The sequence below is a fragment of the Nocardioides sp. CCNWLW216 genome (genome assembly GCF_037120545.1).
Taxonomy (GTDB): domain Bacteria; phylum Actinomycetota; class Actinomycetes; order Propionibacteriales; family Nocardioidaceae; genus Nocardioides; species Nocardioides lianchengensis.
Map to the genome: position 1 here is coordinate 818308 of NZ_JBBBBJ010000001.1, position 25421 is coordinate 843728.

Consider the following 25421-nt stretch of genomic DNA (forward strand, 5'->3'; position numbering starts at 1 on the left):
TTAGTGGGTACGACAGGCATGTAATTCCACCAGTGTGGTCGCTGGGTCGACGAAGATAGGGGCGAGGGCCGTGAGAGAACTTTTTCTCCTCGACGGAGACGCCGAGGAAGAGGCGGGGTGGCAGGAGCGCGCGCTGTGCGCTCAGACCGACCCCGAAGCGTTCTTCCCCGAAAAGGGAGGATCGACGAGGGAGGCCAAGAAGGTCTGCCTCACCTGTGATGTGCGCGACGAGTGCCTGGAGTCCGCACTGATGAACGACGAGCGGTTCGGCATCTGGGGCGGTCTCTCCGAGCGGGAGCGGCGCAAGCTGAAGAAGCGCGCAGTCTGAGCACCACCAGAGAGGGAGCCCCGGTCGATGTGACCGGGGCCTTCTCTCATTTTCGGCCCCCTTCGCGGACCCTCTAGGGTCGGGGACCGTGCCAGGTCCTCGTTCCGTCGCCGTGCTGCTGGTCAGCCACGACGGCGCGCGGTGGCTGCCCGCGGTCATCGACGGGATCCGCAGCCAGACCGCTCCGGTCGAGCGGGTGGTGGCGATCGACACCGGCAGCAAGGACGAGAGCCCGGGGCTCCTGGACCTCGCCTTCGACGACGTACGGCGCGTCGGCGGCGCGACGTCCTATCCGGAGGCGGTCCGGCTGGGGCTGGACGCGCTCGGTCCCGACGGACCCGAGTGGGTCTGGCTGCTCCACGACGACAGCAACCCGGACCCGACCTGCCTCCAGGCGCTGCTGGCCGCCGCCGACGAGGACCCGGGCGCCGACCTGCTCGGCCCCAAGCTGCGCGAGTGGCCATCGCTGCGCCGGCTCCTGGAGCTGGGCGTCACCATCTCGGCCACCGGTCGCCGCGAGACCGGTCTCGAGCGCGGCGAGTACGACCAGGGCCAGCACGACGAGGTCCGCACCGTGCTCGCGGTCAACACCGCCGGCCTGCTGGTGCGCCGGTCGGTGCTCGAGGGCCTGGGCGGGCTCGACCCGCAGCTGCCGATGTTCGGCAACGACCTCGACCTGGGCTGGCGGGCCGCGCAGGCCGGCCACCGCACGCTGATCGTCCCGCAGGCGGTGGTCTTCCACGCCGAGGCGGCCCACCGCGGGGTCCGCCGTACGCCGCTGACCGGGCGGCACACGCACTACCAGGAGCGCCGGGCCGCGATCTGGACGCTGCTGGCCAACGCGCCCGGCCGGGCACTGCCGTTCCAGGTGGTCCGACTGGCGCTCGGGACCCTGCTGCGCATGGTCGGGTTCCTGCTCGTCCGATCGGTCGGGCAGGCCCTCGACGAGCTCGCGGCCCTGGTGTCGGTCTACTCCCACCCCGGCGACCTCCGCGCCGCGCGTCGCGCACGCCGCGCCGGCCGGGTCGCCGACCACGACCAGGTACGACGCCTCCTCGCCCCCTGGTGGCTGCCCTACCGCCACGGGCTGGACTTCCTCGGCGACCTGCTCGCCGCCGCGACCGACCAGGCGGCGGACGTCGCGGAGCGCCGGCGGGCCGCGCAGGCCGAGGCCGACCCGTCGTCGTTCGCCGCCCGGCGGGTGGCGAACGAAGACGAGGACGCGCTCGGCGAGGACACCGGGCTGGTGGCCCGCTTCTTCACCAACCCGGTCGCGCTGGCGCTGACCCTGTTCGTGGTGGTCGTCCTGGTCGCGGCCCGGGCGGTCCTCGGCGACGTGTCCGGCGGTGGGCTGTCCCCGGCGCCGGACGCGGCCCGCGACTGGTGGGACCTGCACCTGACCACCTGGCAGCCGCTCGGCACCGGCACCGCCGTCCCGGCTCCCGGCTACGTCCTCCCGCTGGCACTGCTGGCGACCCTGCTGCTCGGCAGTCCTGCCTCGGCCGTCACCGCGCTGCTGGTCCTCGCCGTCCCGTTCGCGCTCTGGGGGGCCTGGCGGCTGCTCCGGGTCGTGGGCCGGCTGGTCTCGCCGCGCGGTGCGCCGCGCTGGCTGATCCTCTGGGGCGCGACGACGTACTCCCTGGTGCCGGTCACGAGCGGGGCCTGGGGCGACGGCCGCCTCGGCCTGGTCGTCGCGGCCGCGCTGCTGCCCTGGCTCGCGCATGCCGCCCTCGGGTTCGCCGACCCCGACGCCGACCGGCGCTGGCGGGCCGCCTGGCGCACCGGGCTGCTGCTGGCCCTGGTGACGGCCTTCGCGCCCGTGGCCTGGCTGCTGGCCGTGGTGGTCGGCCTCGTGGTGGTCGCGACCGCCACCGCGGTGGTCCGCTCGGCCGTCCGCGACCGCTCCGTGTGGGGGCCGCCAGCCGCCGCCGTCGGGATCGTCCCCGTGCTCCTCGCGCCCTGGTGGCTGCCGGCCGTGCTGGAGCACGCCGCGGAGGGCCTGCTGCTCGACGCCGGCCGGCTGCCCGGCCTGACGGCGTCCGGCCTCGACCTGCTGGCCGGGCGCTTCCACGAGCTGGGGGCACCCGGCTGGGCCGGGCTGGTGCTCCCGGTCCTCGCGGCCCTGGCCGTGCTCCCACGGGCGACCCGGATCCCCGTCCTCGTCTGCTGGGTGGTCGCCCTGGTCGCCGCGGCCACCACCGCCGTGCTGTCCCTGGTCACCCTCGACCTGGCCGCGGTGTCGGTGCCCGCCGCCACCGGCCTCCCGCTGCTGGTCCTCCAGGGCGTCCTCGTCGTCGCGGCGACCCTGGGCGGGCAGGGTCTGGTGCTCGCCGCCCGCCGCGACGGCTGGCCGACCGCGCTCCGCGGGCTCACGGTCCTCCTCGCCGCCGGCGCCGCGGTGGTCCCGCTCGTCGGGCTCGGCTGGTTCGCCGCCGGCCACGACGAGCTGGCCGGCGACGCCGACGACGGGATCCCCGCCTACATGGTCCAGAGCTCGGAGACCGGCCCCGAGCACGGCATCCTCGTGGTCCGCGGCGACGTCGCCACCGGGCTCGACTACGTCGTACGACGCGATGACGGCGTGACGCTCGGCGAGGACGAGGTCCTGGCCCTCACGGCCGAGGACACCGAGCTGACGCGGGTGGTCCGGACCCTGGTCTCCCGTCCCACCGACGCCGAGGTGAGCGCGCTCGCCGACCGGGGGATCGAGTACGTCGTGCTGCCGAGCCCGGCCGACCCCGAGATCGCGGGCTCCCTGGACGCGACCGCAGGTCTGGTCCAGGCCAGCGCCGAGAACCGCAGCACCCGCGCCTGGCGCGTCGAGCAGCCGCTCGACCCCGACGCCGTCGACGGACCGCGCTCCTGGCTGCGGGTCGTGCTGCTGGTCGTGCAGGGCCTCGCCGTCCTCGTGGTGCTGGTGCTGTGCGCGCCCACCACCGACCGGAGGAGGCAGCCGTGAGCGACGCTCCCGTCCCCGGTCGTCGCAGCCGTGTCCGTCCGGCCCGCCGCGGGCCCGACCTGACCGTGCTGCTCGCCGTGCTCCTGCCGGTGCTGGCGGTCGGGCTGCTGCTCGTCGCCGGCACCGACCCGGTCGAGCGGGCCGACCGACCGCCCACCTCGACCGGGCTCACCAGCGCCACCCTCGGCTGCCCGGCAGGGCTGCCCGGTGCGGGTGACGTCCAGGTGCTGAGCGGCGGCGAGTCCGGGGGCGAGGTGACCGTGGGCGACCAGCAGGTCGAGCTCGAGGCGGGGCGCGCTGCGCGCGTCGAGGCACCGGATGCGACGGTCGTCCGGGGCACGGGCGACCTCGCTCCCGGCCTGGTCGCCGGTCGCAGCGGCACCGCCCCGCTCGCCGCGGCCGACTGCCCGCTCCCGAGCGCCCAGCAGTGGTTCACCGGCGTCGGCGCGGGGGCCCGGCACTCCTCGGTGGTCGAGCTCGTCAACCCCACGGCCGGCCCGGCCGTGGCCGACGTCGTGGTGCTCGGCAGCACCGGCGTCGTGGACGCCCCGGCGCTGCGCGGCGTGCTCGTCCCGGGCGGCCAGACCCGGCGCCTGGACCTGGCCGCGGCGATCCCGCAGGAGGGCGAGCTCGCCCTCCAGGTGACCACGACCCGCGGCCGCCTCACCGTCTCGGTCGCCGACAGCGACGACCGGCTGGGTTCGGCCACGCCGACCGCCGACTGGCTCGGCGGCCAGGCCGAGCCGCTGGCCACCAGCACCCTGCTGGGGCTGCCAGGAGGGGCCGGCCGCCGGACCCTGGTGCTGGCCAACCCCGGCGCCGACGAGCTCCGTGCGGAGCTGCGGTTCGTGACGGCCGACTCCGTCTTCGCGCCCCAGGGGCTGCAGGAGGTCCGGATCGCGCCCGGGTCCACCGCCCGGGTGGCGCTCTCGGCCGAGCTGGCGGCCGCCACGGCCGACGGCACGTACGGCGTCCAGGTCAGCGCGACCGGTCCGGTGACCGCCTCGCTGCGCAGCGTCGTACGGCGCGACATCTCGCACGCCGTGCCGGCCGACCCGGTGCGCCGTCGTACCGTCGCGGTGCTGCCGGAGGGCCGCAAGCGGCTGCAGCTCGCCGACGCCTCGGCGGTCGGGGTGGTCGTCGTGGTCGCCCGCGACGCGGCCGGTCGCGAGGTGGCCAGCGAGACCCTCGACGTCACGCCCGGCGCCGGCGGCACCCTCGACCTGCCCGAGGAGGCCGTGCAGCTCGAGGTCGAGCCGCGGCGGGCCTCGGTCCTCGGCGCGGTGCTGGTCACCGGCCAGGGCGCCGCCGTGGTCCGGCTGCACGAGCTGACCACCGCCGGTCTGGTTCCGCAGGTCGCGCCGGGCCTGCCCTGAGGGCCACCGCTCAGGGGCGGGGTGCTCGCCAGGAGAGGTGTCCCACCTCGGCCTCGAACGCGGGGCGCACCTCGACGGTGTCGTAGACGATGCGCAGCTCCTCGACCAGCCCCTCGGCGTCGAGGGTGGCGACGTCCACCACCTCGAACGGTGCTGCGACCCCGGAGGGCAGGCGCCAGTCGAAGTGGAACCAGAAGCTCATCGTCGCCCGGCCCCTCGTGTCCATCCCGCTCATCACCGACCGCAGAGTCAGGTTCGCCTGGCCGGTGTCCGCGAACAGCGCCGGGTAGAACTCCCGGGGCGGGAGCGGTCCGTACAGCGGCGAGTGGACGACGGCGTCCTCGGCGAACAGGCCGACGACCAGGTCGACGTCGGCGGTGGCCAGCGCGCGCAGGTAGGTGGCGGCGAGGTCGTCCGGGACGGCTGCCACTAGTCGTCGCCCTGGTAGCGGGGGTCGACCTCGGAGGCGTCGATGCCGAGCAGCTCGGCGACCTGCTCGACGACCAGGGTCAGCACCAGAGCCTCCAGGTCGCCGCGGGTCTCGCAGCGGTGCTCGATCGGCCGGCGGAAGAGCACCAGACGGGTCGGGGCGCCCCCCGTGCCGCGCACCAGCGACGACAGCGGCACGGTCCCGGTGTCCCAGTCGTCGGGCACCTGCGGGGCGTCCTCGACGGCGTACTCGACCAGTCCGAGACGGTCCTGCCAGCGCCCGTCGACCTCGGTGACGATGCCGAGGACCAGGTCGTCGAAGCGCTCCCGCTTGGTGCGCAGGGCCGGGGTGCCGGGGTGCTCGGGCCGGACGCCGGGGCCGCGCATGCCCCGGCCGCGACGGTCCCGGGTACGGCGAGCTCTCTCCACGCCGCGAGCCTAATCGGGCGGGATCGGGGCGGGGGGTAGCGTCTGCCGCGTGAGCCCCACCCGTCGTTGTTCGCGCACCGCGTGCGGCCGTCCTGCGGTCAACACGCTGACGTACGTGTACGCCGACCAGACCGCCGTCCTCGGCCCCCTCGCGACGTACGCCGAACCGCACGCCTACGACCTCTGCGACACCCACTCCGAGCGGCTCTCGGCCCCGCGCGGGTGGGAGGTCCTCCGGCTCGCGCCCGACACCTCCGCGCAGGGGCCGTCCAACGACGACCTGCTCGCCCTGGCCGACGCCGTCCGCGAGGCGGCCCGGCCGATCGCGCCGGTGCGTCCGCTCCCCGCGGAGGAGACCGGCCGCGAGACCGGCCGCAAGGGACACCTCCGCGTCCTCTCGACCGACTGACCCGGCGGCCCCGCCGAGCCCGCACCCGTGGTGCCGACTCGGAAGGCCGTCCGTCCCGCTAGGGTCAGCGCCATGGCCGACACCCTCGACCCCGCCAACGTCCACGCGATCTTCAAGGCCTACGACGTCCGGGGCACGGTCCCCGACCAGATCGACGAGGAGCTGGCCCGCGCGACCGGCCGCGCCTACGTCCAGGTCGTCGGCGCCACCACGGTCGTGGTGGGCCACGACATGCGGCCCAGCTCGCCCGGCATGGCCGGCGCGTTCGCCGAGGGCGCCACGGCCGCGGGGGCCGACGTGATCCTGATCGGGCTGGCCTCGACCGACCAGCTGTACTTCGCCTCCGGCCACCTCGGCCACCCGGGCGTGATGTTCACCGCCAGTCACAACCCGGCCCAGTACAACGGGATCAAGATGTGTCGCGCGCACGCCGTACCGATCGGGCTGGAGACGGGGCTCGCCGAGATCCGCGACCTGGTCGTGTCGCCCCAGCCGGTGTCCGGGCCGACCGGCGACGTCTCGGAGCACGACGTCCTCGAGGCGTACGCCGCCCACCTGCTCACCCTGGCGCCGGTCGTGGGGCGGCCGCTGAAGGTCGTCGTCGACGCCGGCAACGGGATGGCCGGCCACACCGCCCCGGCGGTGTTCGGGCGGCTCGGGTCCGACCAGGTGGACGTGGTGCCGATGTACTTCGAGCTCGACGGCACCTTCCCCAACCACGAGGCCAACCCGATCGACGCCGAGAACCTCCGCGACCTGCAGGCGCGGGTGCTCGAGGAGGGGGCCGACGTCGGTCTCGCGTTCGACGGCGACGCCGACCGCTGCTTCCTCGTCGACGAGGAGGGGCGCGCGGTCTCGCCGTCCACCCTGACGGCGCTGATCGCGAGCCGCGAGCTGGCCAAGGAGCCGGGCGCCACGATCATCCACAACCTGATCACCTCACGGGCGGTCCCCGAGATCGTCACCGAGCTGGGCGGCACCCCGGTGCGCACCCGGGTCGGGCACTCCTTCATCAAGGCCACCATGGCCGAGACCGACGCGGTCTTCGGCGGCGAGCACAGCGGTCACTTCTACTTCCGCGACTTCTGGCGCGCCGACTCCGGGATGCTGGCCGCGCTGCACGCCCTGGCCGCGCTGGCCGAGACCGACCAGCCGCTGTCGGCGCTGCTGGCACCGTACGAGCGCTACCCGGTCAGCGGCGAGATCAACTCCGAGGTCGCCGACCAGGTCGGCGTGATGGCCGCCCTCGAGGAGGAGTACGGCGTACGCCCCGGGGTGACCACCGACCGCCTCGACGGGCTTACGGTGTCCCACACGGACTGGACGTTCAACGTCCGGCCGTCCAACACCGAACCGCTGCTCCGGCTGAACGCCGAGGGGAAGGACGAGGCCACGATGGCATCCGTGCGCGACGAGGTCCTGACGAAGATCCGGGCCGCCCGATGAGCGCCGCGTCCCTCGACCCGGGCCTGCTGGCGATCATCGTGTGCCCGCAGTGCCGCGGCCAGCTGGCGCCCCAGGCCGACGAGCTCGTCTGTCAGGGCGAGTGCGGCCTGGCCTACCCGGTCCGCGACGGCATCCCGGTGCTGCTCGTCGACGAAGCCCGCACGCCGGCCTGAGCGCGGCGACGAGGATGGCGACCTGGTTCGACGAGTCCCGGCTGGACGACGAGACGGCCCTCGGTGCGGCCGACCTCCGGCTGCGCACGCTGGCGGAGTCCGGCGCCCGGGTGCGCCGCGAGGTCGGCGCGGCCGCCGAGGCGATCGAGGAGGCCGTCTCGCGCAGCCTCTCCGAGGCCCGACCCCGCGCGGTGATCGCCGCCGGCCCCGACTCGCGCCTGCTGCGGGCGGTGCTCGAGCCGTGGTGCCCCGTGCCGTTCGTCGCCTGGCCCGGGCCCGCCCTGCCCGGCTGGGCCGGCAGCCTCGACCTGGTGGTCGTGCTGGCCCCCGAGGGTTCCGACAGCGGCACCGCCTCCGCCGTGGCGGAGGCCGTACGACGGGGTTGCCAGGTGGTCGTCGCCTGCCCGCCGAGCTCGCTGGTCGGCGAGCACGCCGCCGGCCGGTGGAGCACCATCCTGCCGACCGCGACGGCCGACCAGCTCGCCACCGCGGTGGCGATGCTGACCTTCCTCGACCGGGTCTCCCTCGGTCCGGCCGCCGACCCCGAGCAGGTGGCGACCGCGCTCGACGAGGTCGCGACCAGCTGCTCGCCGCACCGCGACATCGCAGTCAACCCGGCGAAGGTGCTGGCCATCGCCCTGGCCGACGCCAACCCGCTGGTCTGGGGTGGCTCGGTGCTGGCCGCCCGGGCCGCTCGTCGGGTGGCGGAGTCGATCCGCCGGGTGAGCGGCCGCACCGCCCTGGCCGGCGACGCCGAGCACCTGCTGCCGGTGCTCGAGGCGGCCCGGCCGCGCGACGTCTTCGACGACCCGTTCGCGGGGGAGGGCGGCGAGCTGCGCCCGACGCTGCTGGTGCTCGACGACGGCGCCGAGGACCCGGTGGTCCGCGAGCAGCGCGGACGCCTCCAGGCGACCGCGACGTCGCGGGGCGTCCGGGTCGAGACGGTGACGACCGAGGCCCCCAGCGAGGTCGCCCGCTACGCCTCGCTGCTGCTGACCGGCACCTACGCGAGCGAGTACCTCCGGCTGGGCCTCGTCGAGGACTGATCCACAGGTCCAGCGGGTACCACTGGACCCGTGCACGCGACGTCCCCAGCCCAGCCCGCGACCCGGACTCGGGACCCCTGGTTCGACAACGCCAAGATGGCCCTGGTCACCCTCGTGGTGGTCGGCCACGCGCTGACGCTGCTGCCGACGACGGCCTTCAACAACCACCTCTACGACTTCCTCTACGCCTGGCACGTGCCGGCGTTCGTCCTGGTCACCGGCTACCTCTCGCGCTCCTTCAGCTGGGAGCGCCGGCGGATGTGGCAGCTGGTGCGCACCGTCGTCGTGCCGTACGTCGTCTTCGAGTGCGCGATCGCGCTGTTCCGCATCCACGTGGGCGGGGAGCAGCTGCAGGATCTGTTCAAGGACCCGCACTGGCCGATGTGGTACCTCGCGGCGCTGTTCTTCTGGCGACTCGTGACCCCCGTCTTCAAGGCGATCCCGGGGGCGCTGCCGGTCGCGCTGGCGATCAGCCTGGTCGCCGGCCTGTACGCCGGTGACACCCTGGACCTGGCCCGCGTCCTGGGCCTGCTGCCCTTCTTCGTGATGGGCCTGTCGGCCACCCCCGAGCGGCTGGAGCGGCTGCGGGCGCCGGCGGTCCGGATCGCCGGCGTGGTGGTGCTGGCCGCGATCTGGGTCCTGACGACCTGGACCGACCGCTGGGCGGCCACCGAGTGGCTCTACTACCGCGCCCGCTACGACGAGTTCGACGTCAGCGACCCCCGGGCGTTCGCCATCCGGGCGGGAGTGCTGCTCGTCGGCACCCTGGGTGCCTGGGCCTTCCTCGCCGTGGTCCCCCGGGTGGGTGGCTGGTTCACCCGGATGGGCGCCTGGACCCTGGTGGTCTACCTCTTCCACGGGTTCGCCGTGAAGGGCGCGTCATACGCCGGCTACCCCGACTGGGCCGCCGACCAGGGGACCTTCGCCCTGCTGGTGACCGTCGCCGCGTCGGTCGCCCTCTCCTTCCTGCTCGCCTGGGGCCCGCTGGCCTCGCGGCTCAACCACCTCGTCGACCCGCTCGGGTACGCCGAGCGGCGGGTGAAGGAGGCGCACGCCACCGTCAACGCCAAGGCCGAGACCGACGTCATCAGCGCGGCCGTCGAGGACGCCGCTACGCTTCGGGCCATGCCTGAGCCTGTTGACGCCACCTCCGACCGAGCCTCGCGGTGAGCGCGGGCCTCTTCGGGCTGCTCGACGACGTCGCCGCGATCGCCCGGCTCGCCGCGGCCTCGATCGACGACGTCGGCGCGGCCGCCGGCCGGGCGACGGCCAAGGCTGCCGGCGTGGTGGTCGACGACACCGCCGTGACCCCGCAGTACGTCCACGGGGTCACCGCCGACCGCGAGCTGCCGATGATCAAGCGGATCGCCATCGGCTCGATCCGCAACAAGCTGCTGATCATCCTGCCGGTGGCGATGCTGCTCAGCCAGTTCCTCCCCGGCCTGCTCACCCCGATCCTGATGGCCGGTGGCGCGTTCCTCTGCTACGAGGGCGCCCACAAGGTGTGGGGCAAGCTCCGCGGCCACGAGCACCACGCCGCCCCGGTGGCGGCGTCCGGCCCCGAGGCCGAGAAGACGATGGTGGCCGGGGCGGTCCGCACCGACCTGATCCTGTCGGCCGAGATCATGGTGATCGCCCTCAACGAGGTCGCCGACGAGTCGTTCTGGGCCCGGGCGGCGATCCTGGTGGTCGTCGCCCTCGTCATCACCGTCGTGGTCTACGGCGTGGTCGGGCTGTTGGTGAAGATCGACGACATCGGCCTGCACCTCGCCGAGCGCTCGTCCGCGGCGTCCCAGAGGATCGGGCGCGGCATGGTGACGGCCATGCCCCACATCCTCAACGTGATCTCGGTCGTCGGCACGGCCGCGATGCTCTGGGTGGGCGGTCACATCGAGCTGGTCGGCCTCGACGACCTCGGCTTCCACGCGCCGTACGACTTCGTCCACCACCTCGAGGAGGAGGTCCGCCACGCCACGGGTGCCCTCGGTGGCGTGCTGGGCTGGCTGGTCAACACGGTCGCCTCGGCGATCCTGGGCCTGGCGGTCGGTCTCGCGGTCCTCGCCGTGGTCACCCTGCAGCCGTTCGGCAAGAAGGCGCACGCCCCGGCCCACTGACCGATCCGTGCTAGGAATCGGGTGACGAACCACCACCTGACACACGAGGAGGCAGCCGTGGAGCCGTTGGACGCCTGGCTCGACCGGCTCGCCGCTCCCGGGGCGGACCCCGGCGGCGGCGCGGCGGCGGCCGTCATGCTCGGCCTCGGCTCGGCGCTGGTGGGGAAGGTCGCGTCGTACCCGTCGCGCGACGGGGCCGACCTCGCGGGCGTCCGCGACGCCGCGGACGCGCTCCGGCGTCGCTCGCTGGAGCTGGTGGCCGCCGACGGGGCCGCCTCGGCCCGGCTGGTCGCCGCCTGGCGGAGCCGCTCCGACGACCTCGCCGCCGCGGCGGTCGCAGCCGCCGGCACCAGCGCCGACATCCTGGCCGTCGTGGAGGACGCCATCCCCCTGCTCGCGGAGCTGGCCCGGCTCGGCAGCGCGCCGCTCCTGGCCGACGTGGCGGCCGCCGCCGCGGCGTACGGCGCGGCCGCTCGGGTCGCGGTCCTCAACCTCGACGGCGACCTCCACCTCGCGGGAGCACCCGACCGGGAGGACCTGGCCGGCCGGGGAGAGCGGCTGATCGCCCGCCTGGACGCGGCGACGAGGATTCCTCGTTGAGCGCGCGGCCGTTCTAATCTCGGGTGACGCGAACCGCTGCTATATCACCCCCAGGAGCACCGATGGACTACAAGGTCGCCGACCTCAGCCTGGCCGACTTCGGCCGCACCGAGATCCAGCTCGCCGAGCACGAGATGCCCGGCCTGATGGCGATGCGCGAGCGTTACGGGGCCGAGAAGCCCCTCGCCGGCGCCCGGATCGCCGGCTCGCTGCACATGACGATCCAGACCGCCGTCCTCATCGAGACGCTGGTGGCGCTCGGCGCCGAGGTCCGCTGGGCCTCCTGCAACATCTTCTCCACCCAGGACCACGCCGCCGCCGCGATCGCGGTCGGTCCGAACGGCACTCCCGAGAACCCGCAGGGCGTCCCCGTGTTCGCCTGGAAGGGCGAGACGCTGGAGGAGTACTGGTGGTGCACCCAGCAGATCCTCGACTGGCCCGGCGACACGCTCCCGAACATGATCCTCGACGACGGTGGCGACGCGACCCTGCTCGTCCATCTCGGCGTCCAGGCCGAGAAGACCGGTCAGGCGCCCGACCCGGCGACGGCCACCAGCGGTGAGCAGCGGATCATCTTCGAGGTCCTCAACGAGGTCCTCGCGAAGAACACCGATCACTGGACCCCGATCGCCAACTCGATCAAGGGCGTCACCGAGGAGACCACCACCGGTGTCCTGCGCCTCTACGACATGATGCGCGACGGCACGCTGCTGTTCCCGGCCATCAACGTCAACGACTCGGTCACCAAGTCGAAGTTCGACAACAAGTACGGCTGCCGGCACTCGCTCATCGACGGCATCAACCGCGCCACCGACGTCCTCATCGGCGGGAAGGTCGCGGTCGTCTGCGGCTACGGCGACGTCGGCAAGGGCTGTGCCGAGTCGCTGCGCGGCCAGGGTGCCCGGGTCATCGTCACCGAGATCGACCCGATCTGTGCGCTGCAGGCGGCGATGGACGGCTACCAGGTCGACACCCTCGACAACGTCGTCGGCACCGCCGACATCATCATCACCGCGACCGGCAACAAGGACGTCGTGTCGGTCGAGCAGATGTCGAAGATGAAGCACAACGCGATCGTCGGCAACATCGGCCACTTCGACAACGAGATCGACATGGCCGGCCTCGAGGCCGAGGGCGTCGCGGTGCGCAAGAACGTCAAGCCGCAGGTCGACGTCTGGACCTTCCCGTCGGGCAACGCCATCATCATGCTGTCCGAGGGGCGCCTGATGAACCTCGGCAACGCGACCGGCCACCCGTCGTTCGTGATGTCGAACTCCTTCACCAACCAGGTCCTGGCGCAGATCGAGATCTTCACCAAGACCGAGGAGTACCCGACCGGCGTCTACGTGCTGCCCAAGCACCTCGACGAGGAGGTCGCCCGGCTCCACCTGGACGCTCTCGGCGTCAAGCTCACGACCCTCTCGGAGTCGCAGGCGTCGTACCTCGGCATCCCGGTCGAGGGCCCGTACAAGACGGAGCAGTACCGCTACTGAGTGCCTCCGAGGCTCGTGGTGGCAGGATTGATGCCATGAGCCAGCCCTCCGGCGGGGCTGCCGGACTGCCCCAGGGGCAGCCGAGCAGCCCGCCCAGCGACTACGCGACCAAGGGACGCGTCCTCGTCGTCGACGACGACGCGTCCCTCGCGGAGATGCTGACGATCGTCCTGCGTCAGGAGGGCTTCGACAGCCGCATGTGCGTGCGCGGCGACCAGGCCCTCGGCGAGTTCCGCGACTACCGCCCCGACCTGGTGCTGCTGGACCTGATGCTCCCGGGCAAGGACGGCATCGACGTCTGCAAGGAGATCCGCGCGGAGTCGGGGGTCCCGATCGTGATGCTCACCGCCAAGGGCGACACCGTCGACGTCGTCGTCGGCCTCGAGTCCGGGGCCGACGACTACGTCGTCAAGCCGTTCAAGCCCAAGGAGCTGGTCGCCCGGATCCGGGCCCGGGTCCGTCGCTACGAGACCACGCCGCAGGAGACCCTGACCATCGGCGACCTGGTCATCGACGTCGCGGGCCACGCGGTGGCGCGGGCCGGTGTCCCGATCAGCCTCACCCCCCTCGAGTTCGACCTCCTGGTCTGCCTGGCCCGCAAGCCGTGGCAGGTCTTCACCCGCGAGGTGCTGCTGGAGCAGGTCTGGGGCTACCGCCACGCCGCCGACACCCGGCTGGTCAACGTGCACGTCCAGCGACTGCGCTCCAAGGTCGAGCACGACCCCGAGAACCCCGAGATCGTCGTCACCGTCCGCGGCGTCGGCTACAAGGCGGGCAACCAGTGATGACGGCGGCCTAGGGCATGTCGGTCGAGTCCCTGACCTGCTGCACGTCGTCCCGGGGGCATCTGGACGTCGTGGTCGCCGCTCGCCATGACTCCGTGACTCCCTCCTCCGCCGGGCCAGGCACTCCCCGGGACGACGCCCGCGGCGGCCAGGACTCGGGAGACATGCCGTAGTGGCCCGGCTCGCGCTCGGCATGCCGCCGGGCCTCCGGCGCGGGCTCACCTTCTGGCGTCGTTCGATCCAGGCGCGGGTGGTGGCCTCCACCCTCGTGCTGTCCGCGACGGTCGTGGGGGGCGTCGGCTGGTTCCTGCTCCAGCAGACCCGTGAGGGTCTCCTCGACCAGCGCGTGGACGCGGTCGTCGCCGAGGCCGACACCGAGCGGGCCGACGCCGAGACCCGTCTGGGCTCGGTGCCCGGCACGGACGTCGACGCCACGGCCCAGCAGGCCGAGCTGATCGACCCGATCATCCAGCGCGGCCTGACCCGGGGGTTCGCGGTCGTGCTGGCCGGCCCGATCGGCGAGAACACCGGCCGGATCGCCCAGCGGGGCACCCGCTCCTCGCCGGGCCTCGACACCGGCAGCGTGCCGACCAGCCTGGAGAGCCACTTCCAGGAACCGGCGGCCACGGCCTGGACCTACACGACGATCCGGACCCTCGACTCCGCCGGGACGGAGCTGAGCGAGGAGCCCGGCATCGTGGTCGGCACCCAGGTGACGCTGGTCGCCGACGGTGGCACGTACACCCTGTACTTCCTGTTCCCGCTCGACGAGCAGCAGGAGACGCTCGCGCTGGTGACCCGGGCGCTGCTGACCGCGGCCGTGCTGCTCCTGGTCCTGGTCGCCGGCGTCACCTGGCTGGTCACCCGGCAGGTGGTCACCCCGATCCGGATGGCCCGCCGGGTGGCGGAGCGACTCGCCGCGGGCCGGCTGCAGGAGCGGCTCCGGGTCACGGGCGAGGACGACCTGGCCCGACTCGCGACCTCGTTCAACCAGATGGCCAGCAACCTGCAGCGCCAGATCCGCCAGCTGGAGGAGCTCAGCCGGGTCCAGCACCGGTTCGTCTCCGACGTCTCCCACGAGCTCCGCACGCCCCTCACCACGGTGCGGATGGCCGGCGACGTCCTGTACGACGCCCGCGACGACTTCGACGCGGTCAGCTCACGCGCCGCCGAGCTGCTCCAGACCGAGCTGGACCGCTTCGAGACGCTGCTGGTCGACCTGCTCGAGATCAGCCGCTTCGACGCGGGCGCGGCCGTGCTGGACGCCGAGGACATCAACCTGGTCGACGTCGCGCACCGGGTGGTCGAGGCCACCCGCCCGCTGGCCGAGCAGCGGGACGTGGGGGTCGTCGTACGGGCTCCGGACCACCCGTGCCTGGCCGAGGCCGACGCCCGGCGGATCGAGCGCGTCGTCCGCAACCTGATCACCAACGCCATCGACCACGCCGAGACCGGTCGCGGCGAGGAGATCGTCGTGCAGGTGGCCGGTGACGACCACGCGGCGGCGATCACCGTCCGTGACTTCGGGATCGGCCTGGGCCCGGGGGAGTCCGCGCTGGTCTTCAACCGTTTCTGGCGCGCCGACCCGGCCCGTGCCCGCACCAGCGGCGGGACCGGCCTCGGGCTGTCCATCTCGCTGGAGGACTCCCACCTGCACGGCGGCTGGCTGCAGGCCTGGGGACGGCCGGGGGAGGGCGCCCAGTTCCGGCTCACCCTGCCGCGCCGGGTCAACGCCCCGCTGCGTCGCAGCCCGCTCCCGCTGGTCCCCGCCGACGCCAAGGAGCCCGTGACGTGAGACGCCCCGCCACCGCGCTCCTGCTCGCGGCCGTGCTCGCCCTGGCCGCGACCGGGTGCGTGAGCCTGCCCGAGACCGGACCGGTCGTCGAGACCGACGGCAGCCGGACCACGCCGGAGAGCACCGGCGTGAAGTACGACCCGCTCCCGCCGCTCCCGGACGCGTCGCGCTCCGAGATCGTCAAGGGCTTCCTCGACGCCATGACCGCGGTGCCCATCCAGACGACCTCCGCCGCCGAGTTCCTCACGCCCGAGGCACGGGCGTCCTGGCGACCCGAGCGCGAGACCATCACGTACGGCGACCGCTCGCCGGCCATCGACGGCAGCGAGGTCGTCAGCGTCCGGATGCTCGACGGCGCCAACCGCTTCGACTCGCGGGGCGCCTGGCGCGGGTCGCTCGGCGGCTCCGACCTCGACCTGCGCTTCGGGCTGGAGCTGGAGCAGGGCGAGTGGCGCATCTCCGACGCCCCGGACGCCCTCGTGGTCCCCGAGTCGTGGTTCGAGTCGCGCTTCCGCCGCCTGTCGCTGTCCTTCTTCGACCCGAGCGCCCGGATCCTGGTGCCGGAGCCGGTCTTCGTCGCCAACGACGGCGCCCTGGCGACCCGGCTTGTCGAGGGGCTGCTGGACGGGCCCGGCGCCGACATGGGCACCAGCTCGCGCAGCTTCTTCCCGGCCGGCGCCCGGCTCGGCGACCTCTCGGTGCCGGTGTCCTCCGACGGGGTCGCGGACGTGTCCCTCAGCGACGTCGGGCAGCAGCCGCCGGAGAGCGAGCGGCTGATGGTCGTGCAGCTCGCCGCGACGCTGCGCCAGGTCGTCGGCATCCGGTCGGTGCGGGTGACGGTCGACGGCGAGCTGGTCCAGCCCCCCGGCAGCGACGAGGGACGGTTCCCGGTCGGCCTGGGGGAGGAGTTCGACCCCGCCGTACCCGGCGCGAGCGCGATCGTCTTCGGCGTCCGCGACGGACGCCTGGTCGCGGGGATCCCCGAGGCCCTCGACCCGGTCACCGGTCTCTTCGGGACCGGCAAGATCGCTCTGCGGTCCGCGGCCGTCAGCCTCGACGGCAGCACCGCCGCGGGCGTCACGACCGGCGGCTCCGTCGTGGTCGCCCCGGTCGGCGCCGGTGAGGCCGAGCCCCGGGGGATCCTCGACCGCGGGGCCGACCTGCTCGAGCCGGCCTGGGACTTCACCGACCGGATCTGGCTGGTCGACCGCCGTGCCGACGGCGCCCGGGTCCGCTACTACGAGGACGGTCGCCTGCGCGACCTGGACGTCCCCGGGATCACGGGAGAGACCGTCCGCTCCTTCCTGGTCTCCCGCGACGGCTCCCGCCTGGTGGCCGTCCTGGCCCGCCCCGCGGGCGACGAGCTCGTCGTCAGTCGGATCCGGCACCGGCCACGCGGAGACGTCCGCGGCGCGACGGAGGCCCAGGTGATCCTGGGCGCCGCGTCCGAGGCCCAGACCATCAAGGACATCGCCTGGCGCTCGCCGACCAGCCTCGCCGTGCTGACCGGCGTGGCCGGCGAGCTGTGGGAGGTGCGCTCGGTCGCGGTCGACGGAGCTCCCACGAGCCTCGAGAGCATCGCCAACCTCAACGGCCCGGTCCGCTCGCTGGTGGGTTCCCCCGTCGACGGACAGAGCCTGCTGGTCCTGGCGCCCGACCTGGCCCTCGACCTCTCCGGCCCGGTGGCCCGCGAGATCGAGTTCGGCGAGGGCCAGCGCCCGCGCTCCCTCGAGTACGTCGGCTGACGCGTCCTCCACAGCCCGCTCGGCGGTGGTTGAGCCGGATCGTCCCGGCTGGTGCGCTGGAGGGGTGCTGGACGCCGTCACCGACCTGCTGCTCGGCGGCCGGTGCGTCGGCTGCGCGCGCCCCGGACGGCTGCTGTGCGGGGGCTGCGAGGCGGCGCTGCCGGCCGGTGCCGGACCCGCCTGGCCCGTCCCGGCCCCGCCCGGGCTGGCGCCGCCCTGGGCAGCCACGTCGTACGACGGGGTGACGCGGGCGATGGTGCTCGGTCTGAAGGAGCGCCGGCTGCTCGGCCTGGCCCGCCCGCTGACCGGCCTGCTCGTCCAGGCCGTGGTCGCCGCCGCGCCCGCGGGACCGGTCGTGCTGGTGCCGGTCCCGTCCCGGCCGGCCAGCGTGCGCGCCCGCGGCCACGACCCGACGTACACCCTGGCCGCGGGAGCGGCCGTCCGCCTCCGACGGGAGGGGTACGACGTCCGTGCGACCCGGCTGCTCCGCACCCGGCCGGGCCTGCTCGACCAGGCCGGCCTAGACGCGGTCGCGCGGGCCCGCAACCTCGCGGGCTCGATGACCTGCCCGACGGCCGGCCTGCGCCGGCTCGCGGCGGCCGCGCCCCGGGTGCGGGTGGTGGTCTGCGACGACGTGCTGACCACGGGTGCGACCACCCGGGAGGCCCAGCGGGCGCTCGAGTCGGTGGGGCTGCAGGTGGCCGGGATCGCCGCCGTGGCGGCCACCCGGAGGCGGCGGGTCGAATCAGGGACCTCTGTCCCTTTAATCCCGGGCGCGAGGTGACTACCGTCTCTGCATGGAGTCCGTCCGGGTCCGTGGTTGCACCGCTGGTGCGCCTCTGGCGCGCGGGCGGCTAGCCGAAGCCAGTCGCAGGCGAAACGGTCCACGTAAGTCCGCCTCCGGGCGGACGATCACGGTGCGGCTTAGAGGTAAGTCCTGCCCCGTCCTTCCCGTCAGATGCGGGGACCGGCGGGAGAAGGCCAGTAGTGGCAGAGAAGCTGCGAACGTCTCAGCAGGCGATTGTGGGGTCGAAGACCAGGTCGGCCGGGCGGGCTCCATCTCATCCCTCACCGGAGCACGGGCACTGGGCCCGCGCTCCGGCGCGCCCACAGGACGGCACGGATGAGCTGAGAAGGAAACCAACTGTTCAACGGGAGGTTCACATGGAAGTTGTGGTCACGGGGCGTCACTGCGAGATCACGGACCGGTTCCGCGATCATGCCGCGGAGAAGCTGACCCGGCTGGAGAAGCACGACCACCGGATCATGCGGGTGCATGTGGAGGTGGACTGTGAACCCAACCCGCGCCAGCACGACCGCTCGATCCACGTGGAGCTGACCGCCTTCTCGAAGGGCCCGGTCATCCGGGCCGAGGCGGCCGCCGACGACAAGATGGGGGCCCTCGACCTCGCGCTGGACAAGATGGCCGCCCAGATGCGCCGGGCGGCCGATCGGCGGCGCGTGCACCGGGGGCAGAAGACCCCGGTCTCGGTCGGCCAGGCCCTCGCCGACACCGATCCGGCTCCCATCGCCGAGACGGTCGAGGAGGAGCTGTCGAGCACCCAGGAACGTCAGGTCGGCCCGATCGCGGTCACCGGCGACGGCCCGCTGGTCGTGCGCGAGAAGACCCACCCGGCCAGTCCGATGACCCTCGACCAGGCCCTGTACGAGATGGAGCTCGTGGGCCACGACTTCTACCTCTACGTCGACAAGGAGAGCGAGCGTCCGGCCGTCGTCTACCGGCGCCGGGGCTACGACTACGGCGTCATCTCGCTCGATCTCGGGGAGGAATGACCCGCTCGGTACGGCTCTGATCTGGTCGGGGTGGCCCATCTGGGCCACCCCGACCCGCAGTTGTGTGACCCATCTGGACGCCAGACGGGGCCCGTCCGTGCCATGATCTGCGCGTGGCCGATACACATACCGACGGCTCGGAGCCCATCCGGGTGCTCGTCGTCGACGACCAGGAGCTCTTCCGTCGCGGGCTGACGATGCTGCTGGCGGTGGAGACGGGCATCGAGGTGATCGGCGAGGCCGGGGACGGCATCGAGGGCACCAACCTCGCCACGACCGCTGCGCCCGACGTCGTCCTGCTCGACATCCGGATGCCCAAGCGCTCGGGCATCGAGGCCTGCCTGGCCATCAAGGAGGCGGTCCCGTCGGCCAAGATCATCATGCTGACGGTCTCCGACGAGGAGGCCGACCTCTACGAGGCCGTCAAGAGCGGGGCCTCCGGCTACCTGCTGAAGGACTCCTCGATCGAGGAGGTCGCCCAGGCCGTTCGCGTCGTCGCCGACGGCCAGTCCCTGATCAGCCCGTCGATGGCGGTCAAGCTGATCGACGAGTTCAAGCAGATGTCGCGCCCCGAGCGCGACCACGTCCCCGGCCTGCGGCTGACCGAGCGCGAGCTCGAGGTGCTCCGCCTGGTCGCCAAGGGCATGAACAACCGCGAGATCGCCCGCCAGCTGTTCATCTCCGAGAACACCGTCAAGAACCACGTGCGCAACATCCTGGAGAAGCTCCAGCTGCACTCCCGCATGGAGGCGGTCATGTACGCCGTCAAGGAGAAGCTGCTCGACCTGCCGTGACGAGAGGCGCCCGAGGAACGAGGGCGCCGCTCGTCACGGGAGATCACCGGTGGTCGAGCGAGCGGCACGGCTGAGCCTGCGAAGCCGTGACCCGCGTGTCGAGACCGCATCCTGATCTCGCCCGCACATCACCACCGCCAGGCCCACGACCGGCGCAATTGCGCCGCTTGTGGGTCAGGCGGAGCCCTACCTGCCCGTAAGTAGCGCAATTGCGCCGTTCGCGGGGCGGGCGTCCCGGCCGCCACGGAACACCGCTGTCGGCGCCCCGCCGTACGCTCTCGCCCATGCCGCGAGACACCCTCAGCCAGGCCCAGGCCCGCCGGGTCGCGCTGGCGGCGCAGGGCTTCCTCGACAAGCGCCACACCGTGCCCACGATGCGCACCTTCGCGCGCACGCTCACCCGCACCGGGGTGCTCCAGGTCGACTCGGTCAACGTCCTGCAGCGGGCGCACTACATGCCGCTCTACTCCCGGATGGGTCCCTACGACGTCGACCTGCTGCGTCGGGCCGCCGAGCAGCGGCCGCGTCGCCTGGTCGAGTATTGGGCGCACGTGCAGGCGTTCATGCCCGTCGAGCTGTGGCCCCACCTGCAGCACCGCAGGGAGCAGTACCGCGCCAGTCGGGGCAAGTGGTGGAACGAGGTGACCGACGAGACCGCGGCCGCCCTGCTGGCCGAGGTCGCCGCCCGCGGTCCGAGCACCGCCCGCGAGCTCGACGACGGGGCCCCGCGGAGCAAGGAGCACTGGGGGTGGAACTGGTCCGAGGCCCGCAAGGGCCTCGACTACCTCTTCATGGTCGGCGACCTGGCGGTCGCCCGGCGCAACACCCAGTTCGAGGTGGTCTACGACCTGCCCGAGCGGGTGCTCCCGGCCGAGGTGCTGGCGCAGCCGACCCCGACCCGGGCCGAGGCCACGCTCGAGCTGGTCCGCCGGGCCGCGGTCTCGCACGGGGTGGCCACCGCGCAGTGCCTGAAGGACTACTACCGGATGCACGTCGACGACGTCCGGCCGGCGATCGCCTCCCTGGTCGAGGCCGGCGAGCTCCTCCCGGTGACCATCGAGGGGTGGAAGCGGCCGGCTTACCTCCACCGCGACGCGCGGCTGCCGCGCCGGGTCGGCGCGCGAGCGCTGCTCAGCCCGTTCGACCCGGTGGTCTGGGAGCGTGAGCGCACCGAGCGCATCTTCGACTTCCACTACCGGATCGAGATCTACACCCCCGCCGAGAAGCGGGTGCACGGCTACTACGTCCTGCCCTTCCTGCTCGGGGACCGGATCGTCGCGCGGGTCGACCTGAAGGCCGACCGTCGGGCGGGGGTGCTCGTCGTCCAGGGCGCGTACGCCGAGCCGGGATCACCGGCCGAGACGGCCGAGGAGCTCGCCGCCGAGCTGGGGGTCCTGGCCGGTTGGCTGGGGCTCGCCGAGGTGCGGGTCGAGCCCCGGGGCGACCTCGCCCCCGCGCTCGTGTCCGCCGTCGTGGCCGCCGGGCTCGGACGGTTGGCACACCCCCGATAGCATGGTCCGCGGCCCGACCCGGGGCCTGCTCGTCCTACCCAGGGAGACCCCTCTCGTGCCTGCCATCCTCGACAAGCTCCTCCGCATCGGCGAGGGCAAGATCCTGCGTCAGCTCGAGGCCGTCGCGAAGGCCGTCAACGCCATCGAGGACGACTTCGTCGCGATGAGCGACGAGGAGCTCCAGGGCATGACCGCCGAGTTCAAGCGGCGCCTGGAGGAGGGCGAGACCCTCGACGACCTGATGCCCGAGGCGTTCGCCACCGCGCGCGAGGCGGCCAAGCGGGTGCTCGGCATGCGCCCGTTCGACGTGCAGATCATGGGCGGCGCCGCGCTGCACCTCGGCAACATCGCCGAGATGAAGACCGGTGAGGGCAAGACCCTGGTCGCGGTGCTGCCGTCGTACCTCAACGCGCTCGCGGGCAAGGGCGTCCACGTCGTCACCGTCAACGACTACCTCGCCAAGTACCAGTCCGAGCAGATGGGCCGCGTGCACTCGTTCCTCGGCCTGACGACGGGCGTGATCCTGCCCGAGCTGCGCCCGGCCCAGCGGCGCGAGGCCTACAACTGCGACGTCACCTACGGCACCAACAACGAGCTCGGCTTCGACTACCTGCGCGACAACATGGCCGGCTCCATCGAGGAGTGCGTCCAGCGCGGCCACGCCTTCGCCGTGGTCGACGAGGTCGACTCGATCCTCATCGACGAGGCCCGGACCCCGCTGATCATCAGCGGCCCGACCCAGGACGAGGTGAAGTGGTACGGCGAGTTCGCCAAGATCGTCGCCCGCCTCGAGAAGGACGTCGACTACGAGACCGACGAGAAGAAGCGGACCATCTCGGTCCTCGAGCCCGGCATCACCAAGGTCGAGGACCACCTCGGCATCGAGAACCTCTACGAGGCCGTCAACACCCCGCTGATCTCGTTCCTCAACAACTCCATCAAGGCCAAGGAGCTCTTCCGCCGCGACAAGGAGTACGTCGTCATGAACGGCGAGGTGCTCATCGTCGACGAGCACACCGGCCGGATGCTCTCGGGTCGCCGCTACAACGACGGTCTCCACCAGGCCATCGAGGCCAAGGAGGGCGTGCAGGTCCGCGAGGAGTACCAGACCCTCGCCACCGTGACGCTGCAGAACTACTTCCGGCTCTACGACAAGCTCTCCGGCATGACCGGCACGGCCATGACCGAGGCCTCGGAGTTCGACAAGATCTACCAGCTCGGCGTCGTGCCGATCCCGACCAACCGGCCGATGGCCCGCGTCGACCAGGCCGACCTGGTCTACCGGACCGAGGAGGCCAAGTACGAGGCGGTCGCCGACGACATCGCCGAGCGCAACGAGAAGGGCCAGCCGGTCCTGGTCGGCACGGTGTCGGTCGAGAAGTCCGAGTACCTCTCCGACCTGCTGAAGAAGCGCGGCATCCCGCACACCGTCCTGAACGCGAAGGTGCACGCGGCCGAGGCCAAGATCGTCGCGATGGCCGGCCACAAGGGTGCGGTCACGGTCGCGACCAACATGGCCGGTCGAGGCACGGACATCATGCTCGGTGGCTCGGTGGAGTTCCTCGCCGACGCCGAGCTGCGCAAGCAGGGCCTCGACCCCGTCGAGCACGCCGAGGAGTACGACGCCGCCTGGCCCGACATGCTCGAGCGGATCAAGGAGCAGGTCGCCGCCGAGCACGACGAGGTCCGCGAGCTCGGCGGCCTCTACGTCGTCGGCACCGAGCGGCACGAGTCGCGACGCATCGACAACCAGCTCCGCGGCCGTTCCGGCCGACAGGGCGACCCGGGCGAGTCCCGGTTCTACCTGTCGCTGCAGGACGAGCTGATGCGCTTGTTCAAGTCCGACTGGGTCGACCGCGTCCTGACCATGCTGAAGATCCCGGACGACGTCCCGATCGAGAACAAGCGGGTCACCAGCGCGATCGCCAACGCCCAGGGCCAGGTCGAGTCGCAGAACTTCGAGTCCCGCAAGAACGTCCTGAAGTACGACGACGTCATGGACCGCCAGCGCAAGGTGATCTACGGCGAGCGGCGTGAGGTCCTCGAGGGTGCCGACCTCCAGGAGCAGATCGGCACCTTCATCGACGACGTCGTGACCGGCGTCGTGACCGGGCACACCCAGGGCTTCGCCGAGGAGTGGGACCTGGAGCAGCTGTGGACCGACCTGCGCCAGATCTGGTCGGTCTCGCTGACGCTGGAGGAGGTCCTCGAGGCCGCCGACGGCGAGGTCGCCCACGTCGACCGCGACGAGCTCATCGAGCAGCTGAAGGCCGACGCGCACGCGGCGTACGACGCCCGTGAGGCCGAGGTCGGCGCCGAGGTCATCCGCGAGCTGGAGCGTCGGGTCCTGCTCTCGGTGCTCGACCGCAAGTGGCGCGAGCACCTCTACGAGATGGACTACCTCCGCGAGGGCATCTACCTGCGGGCCTACTCCCAGCGCGACCCGCTCGTCGAGTACCAGCGCGAGGGCTTCGACATGTTCGCCGCCATGATGGACGGCATCAAGGAGGAGGCGGTCGGCTTCCTGTTCAACCTCGAGGTCTCCGTCGAGGAGGAGATCGAGGACGACGAGGAGGAGGCCGAGGAGGTCTACGAGCCGCTGCTGCAGCCCGAGGGCACCGTCCCCCAGCGCGCCGTGCCCACGATCCGGGCCAAGGGGCTGGACCGGCCGAAGCAGCCGCAGAACCTCGCCTACTCCGCGCCCGACGAGGACGGTGAGGCCTCCGTGCGCGGCACCACCGCCAGCAGCGCCGACGACGAGTACGCCGGCATCGGCCGCAACGACAAGTGCCCCTGCGGCTCGGGCAAGAAGTTCAAGCAGTGCCACGGCGCTCCCGGCGGCCCCACCGGCCTCACCGCCCGCGCCTCGGGCTGATCCGCGGCCGCGCCGAGTCGGCGTGAGTTCGGTGCCGAGTCGGCGCGAACTCGCGCCGACTCGGCATGTGCGGGGGTGCTCAGGCCCACTGGAGGGTGGTGCAGATCCAGCGCGGGGTGGCCTCGTGGCGGGTGCGCTTCAGCTCGAAGCGGGCGGCCAGCGCGCGCGAGCGCTCGCCGTAACGCACGTGCACGCTGGTCTCGACGACGCCGCGGTCCACGAAGCAGCTGTGGATGCTGAGCACCTGCGGGCGGACCGGCTGGACCCGGGCCGTCGCCGGCTGGTGGCCGCCGCCGCGGGCGACGAGCAGCGCGCGGCGCTGCAGGTCCGCGTAGACCTCCCCGGTCGTCCAGCGCAGCAGCTGGGTCGCCGGCCGGTCACCGCCGACGATCTCGACGGCGGCCTGGGCGAACCGGTGGGCCCAACGCTCCACCTCGCGGCGGCGCCGTACGTCGACCGGGGTGGGGTCGCCCGGCCCGGGAGCGGGCGTCGCGAGCACCCGGGGCGGCTGCTGGCGCGGCTGGAGGTCGAGCGCGAGCGTGCCCTGCACGCTGGCGACCGGGACCGGCACCCGGAGCTGGACGACGTTGTCGGGACGGGACGTGCTCATGACGGCTCCTGCGGGGACGGGGGCAGCCGGAGTCGCTGCCCGGGGCGGATCAGGTCGGGATCCGGTCCGACGACGGACCGGTTGAGTCGGTAGAGCTCCTGCCAGCGCCGGTCGACCTGCGCCGGGGAGGCGGTCGGGCCCAGCTCGCGCTCCGCCAGGGCCCAGAGGGTGTCGCCTGGTCGCACGGTCACCGCCGCCGACAGCGGTACGGCGACCGCGGGCGCCGAACCACCGACCGCCCGGTCGGGGAGCGGCAGTCCGGCCAGCCCCGGGTCGGCCGCGGCCGGCCCGGCGAGCCCCGCGGCCAGGGACGCGCCGCAGGCGAGTAGCACCGCTCGTCGCCAGGACGCGGGAACTGCGCGGGCCAGACCCACCCGACCCCGGGCGACCTCGAGCACGACGGTGGTCGTGACGAGCCAGGCCCACGCGGCGCAGGCCAGCAGGACCGCCGAACCGCCGCGGACGAGCGCTGTCTCGAGGTCCGTGCCGGGTCCGCCCGCGAGGGCGACGGCGTCCGCGCGCAGCGCCACGCCGGCGAGCGCCGCAGCAGCGGTGGTGGCGAGCCACACCAGGGTGCAGCGCAGCGGCGGGGCGCAGGTGGTGTTCATCCGAGAACCTTTGCGTTTGCTTCTGTTTGCTTCAGTCAAGGCGCTTTTATAGAAGTCGTCAACGGCTTGTCCCCAGGCGCTGTTCATGTGGCAGGGTCGGAC

23 protein-coding genes are annotated in these 25421 nt (G+C 73.0%); 19 read left to right on the forward strand and 4 right to left on the reverse strand.

Going from position 1 to position 25421, the window contains the following annotated elements; genetic code table 11:
* The first annotated feature begins 70 nt into the window (after positions 1-70).
* The 3 genes from V7S47_RS03865 to V7S47_RS03875 all read left to right on the forward strand — a co-directional run bounded on the left by V7S47_RS03865 (position 71) and on the right by V7S47_RS03875 (position 4663).
* The gene (locus tag V7S47_RS03865; protein ID WP_090850867.1) at positions 71-328 is read left to right on the forward strand and encodes a WhiB family transcriptional regulator; all 258 of its coding nucleotides are present in this window, start codon (positions 71-73) and stop codon (positions 326-328) included.
* Positions 329-416: 88 nt separating this feature from the next.
* Positions 417-3287 (forward strand): glycosyltransferase family 2 protein, encoded by a 2871-nt coding sequence (locus V7S47_RS03870; protein ID WP_336560340.1) that lies wholly within the window; start codon positions 417-419, stop codon positions 3285-3287.
* Positions 3284-4663 (forward strand): DUF5719 family protein, encoded by a 1380-nt coding sequence (locus V7S47_RS03875; protein ID WP_336560341.1) that lies wholly within the window; start codon positions 3284-3286, stop codon positions 4661-4663. Before V7S47_RS03870 ends, V7S47_RS03875 begins: the two co-directional genes overlap by 4 nt.
* A 10-nt stretch (positions 4664-4673) precedes the next feature.
* Here the strand turns inward: V7S47_RS03875 and V7S47_RS03880 are convergent, their stop codons facing one another.
* Both V7S47_RS03880 and V7S47_RS03885 read right to left on the reverse strand, forming a co-directional pair.
* On the reverse strand, positions 4674-5093 hold the full coding sequence (locus tag V7S47_RS03880) for a nuclear transport factor 2 family protein (RefSeq protein WP_336560342.1): 420 nt from the start codon (positions 5091-5093) through the stop codon (positions 4674-4676).
* Positions 5093-5521: a metallopeptidase family protein gene (locus V7S47_RS03885; RefSeq protein WP_336560343.1), complete on the reverse strand. Its 429-nt coding sequence runs from the start codon at positions 5519-5521 to the stop codon at positions 5093-5095. The genes V7S47_RS03880 and V7S47_RS03885 overlap by 1 nt, the downstream gene beginning before the upstream one ends.
* Before the next feature lie 49 nt (positions 5522-5570).
* Between V7S47_RS03885 and V7S47_RS03890 the strand changes: the two genes are divergently transcribed.
* The 16 genes from V7S47_RS03890 (at position 5571) to secA (ending at position 24101) form a co-directional block, all read left to right on the forward strand.
* Positions 5571-5930 carry a DUF3499 domain-containing protein gene (locus tag V7S47_RS03890; protein WP_336560344.1) on the forward strand — a complete coding sequence of 120 codons (360 nt, stop codon included), beginning with the start codon at positions 5571-5573 and terminating at the stop codon, positions 5928-5930.
* Positions 5931-6002: 72 nt separating this feature from the next.
* Positions 6003-7376, forward strand: coding sequence for a phosphomannomutase/phosphoglucomutase (locus tag V7S47_RS03895; protein WP_336560345.1), 1374 nt, complete (start codon positions 6003-6005; stop codon positions 7374-7376).
* On the forward strand, positions 7373-7549 hold the full coding sequence (locus V7S47_RS03900; RefSeq protein WP_090850589.1) for a Trm112 family protein: 177 nt from the start codon (positions 7373-7375) through the stop codon (positions 7547-7549). The genes V7S47_RS03895 and V7S47_RS03900 overlap by 4 nt, the downstream gene beginning before the upstream one ends.
* A 14-nt stretch (positions 7550-7563) precedes the next feature.
* Positions 7564-8595: an SIS domain-containing protein gene (locus tag V7S47_RS03905; protein ID WP_336560346.1), complete on the forward strand. Its 1032-nt coding sequence runs from the start codon at positions 7564-7566 to the stop codon at positions 8593-8595.
* Between the two features lie 30 nt (positions 8596-8625).
* Positions 8626-9765, forward strand: coding sequence for an acyltransferase family protein (locus V7S47_RS03910; RefSeq protein ID WP_336560347.1), 1140 nt, complete (start codon positions 8626-8628; stop codon positions 9763-9765).
* The gene (locus tag V7S47_RS03915; protein WP_336560348.1) at positions 9762-10709 is read left to right on the forward strand and encodes a DUF808 domain-containing protein; all 948 of its coding nucleotides are present in this window, start codon (positions 9762-9764) and stop codon (positions 10707-10709) included. Before V7S47_RS03910 ends, V7S47_RS03915 begins: the two co-directional genes overlap by 4 nt.
* Before the next feature lie 57 nt (positions 10710-10766).
* Entirely contained in the window at positions 10767-11309 is a 543-nt protein-coding gene (locus V7S47_RS03920) for a cyclodeaminase/cyclohydrolase family protein (protein ID WP_336560349.1), read from the forward strand.
* A gap of 62 nt (positions 11310-11371) precedes the next feature.
* Positions 11372-12802: an adenosylhomocysteinase gene (gene ahcY / locus V7S47_RS03925; RefSeq protein WP_336560350.1), complete on the forward strand. Its 1431-nt coding sequence runs from the start codon at positions 11372-11374 to the stop codon at positions 12800-12802.
* A gap of 35 nt (positions 12803-12837) precedes the next feature.
* Positions 12838-13587: an MtrAB system response regulator MtrA gene (mtrA, locus tag V7S47_RS03930; protein WP_257024059.1), complete on the forward strand. Its 750-nt coding sequence runs from the start codon at positions 12838-12840 to the stop codon at positions 13585-13587.
* A 172-nt stretch (positions 13588-13759) separates the two neighbouring features.
* Complete coding sequence (gene mtrB / locus V7S47_RS03935; protein ID WP_336560351.1) at positions 13760-15382, forward strand: MtrAB system histidine kinase MtrB; 1623 nt, start codon at positions 13760-13762, stop codon at positions 15380-15382.
* A complete protein-coding gene (locus V7S47_RS03940) occupies positions 15379-17127 on the forward strand; it encodes an LpqB family beta-propeller domain-containing protein (protein WP_336560352.1) in 1749 nt (582 codons plus the stop codon). The genes mtrB and V7S47_RS03940 overlap by 4 nt, the downstream gene beginning before the upstream one ends.
* Positions 17128-17191: 64 nt before the next feature.
* Positions 17192-17911 (forward strand): ComF family protein, encoded by a 720-nt coding sequence (locus V7S47_RS03945; protein WP_336560353.1) that lies wholly within the window; start codon positions 17192-17194, stop codon positions 17909-17911.
* 380 nt (positions 17912-18291) lie between these two features.
* Positions 18292-18921, forward strand: coding sequence for a ribosome hibernation-promoting factor, HPF/YfiA family (hpf, locus tag V7S47_RS03950; RefSeq protein ID WP_090850605.1), 630 nt, complete (start codon positions 18292-18294; stop codon positions 18919-18921).
* 113 nt (positions 18922-19034) lie between these two features.
* A complete protein-coding gene (locus V7S47_RS03955; protein ID WP_336560354.1) occupies positions 19035-19715 on the forward strand; it encodes a response regulator transcription factor in 681 nt (226 codons plus the stop codon).
* A 284-nt stretch (positions 19716-19999) separates the two neighbouring features.
* Complete coding sequence (locus tag V7S47_RS03960; RefSeq protein ID WP_336560355.1) at positions 20000-21226, forward strand: winged helix-turn-helix domain-containing protein; 1227 nt, start codon at positions 20000-20002, stop codon at positions 21224-21226.
* Positions 21227-21281: 55 nt separating this feature from the next.
* The gene (gene secA, locus V7S47_RS03965) at positions 21282-24101 is read left to right on the forward strand and encodes a preprotein translocase subunit SecA (RefSeq protein ID WP_336560356.1); all 2820 of its coding nucleotides are present in this window, start codon (positions 21282-21284) and stop codon (positions 24099-24101) included.
* Between the two features lie 79 nt (positions 24102-24180).
* On the opposite strand, the gene V7S47_RS03970 is transcribed toward secA, so the two are convergent.
* Positions 24181-24711, reverse strand: a complete 531-nt coding sequence (locus tag V7S47_RS03970; RefSeq protein WP_336560357.1) for an Rv3235 family protein — start codon at positions 24709-24711, stop codon at positions 24181-24183.
* On the reverse strand, positions 24708-25319 hold the full coding sequence (locus V7S47_RS03975; protein ID WP_336560358.1) for a LysM peptidoglycan-binding domain-containing protein: 612 nt from the start codon (positions 25317-25319) through the stop codon (positions 24708-24710). The genes V7S47_RS03970 and V7S47_RS03975 overlap by 4 nt, the downstream gene beginning before the upstream one ends.
* Positions 25320-25421: the final 102 nt, after the last annotated feature.

Coding starts and splice junctions, on each gene's coding strand:
- V7S47_RS03905 (WP_336560346.1), top strand. CDS start 7,564: ATGGCGACCTGGTTCGACGAGTCCCGGCTGGACGACGAGACGGCCCTC.
- V7S47_RS03970 (WP_336560357.1), bottom strand. CDS start 24,711: ATGAGCACGTCCCGTCCCGACAACGTCGTCCAGCTCCGGGTGCCGGTC.
- V7S47_RS03960 (WP_336560355.1), top strand. CDS start 20,000: ATGCCGCGAGACACCCTCAGCCAGGCCCAGGCCCGCCGGGTCGCGCTG.
- V7S47_RS03895 (WP_336560345.1), top strand. CDS start 6,003: ATGGCCGACACCCTCGACCCCGCCAACGTCCACGCGATCTTCAAGGCC.
- ahcY (WP_336560350.1), top strand. CDS start 11,372: ATGGACTACAAGGTCGCCGACCTCAGCCTGGCCGACTTCGGCCGCACC.
- V7S47_RS03900 (WP_090850589.1), top strand. CDS start 7,373: ATGAGCGCCGCGTCCCTCGACCCGGGCCTGCTGGCGATCATCGTGTGC.
- mtrA (WP_257024059.1), top strand. CDS start 12,838: ATGAGCCAGCCCTCCGGCGGGGCTGCCGGACTGCCCCAGGGGCAGCCG.
- hpf (WP_090850605.1), top strand. CDS start 18,292: ATGGAAGTTGTGGTCACGGGGCGTCACTGCGAGATCACGGACCGGTTC.
- V7S47_RS03975 (WP_336560358.1), bottom strand. CDS start 25,319: ATGAACACCACCTGCGCCCCGCCGCTGCGCTGCACCCTGGTGTGGCTC.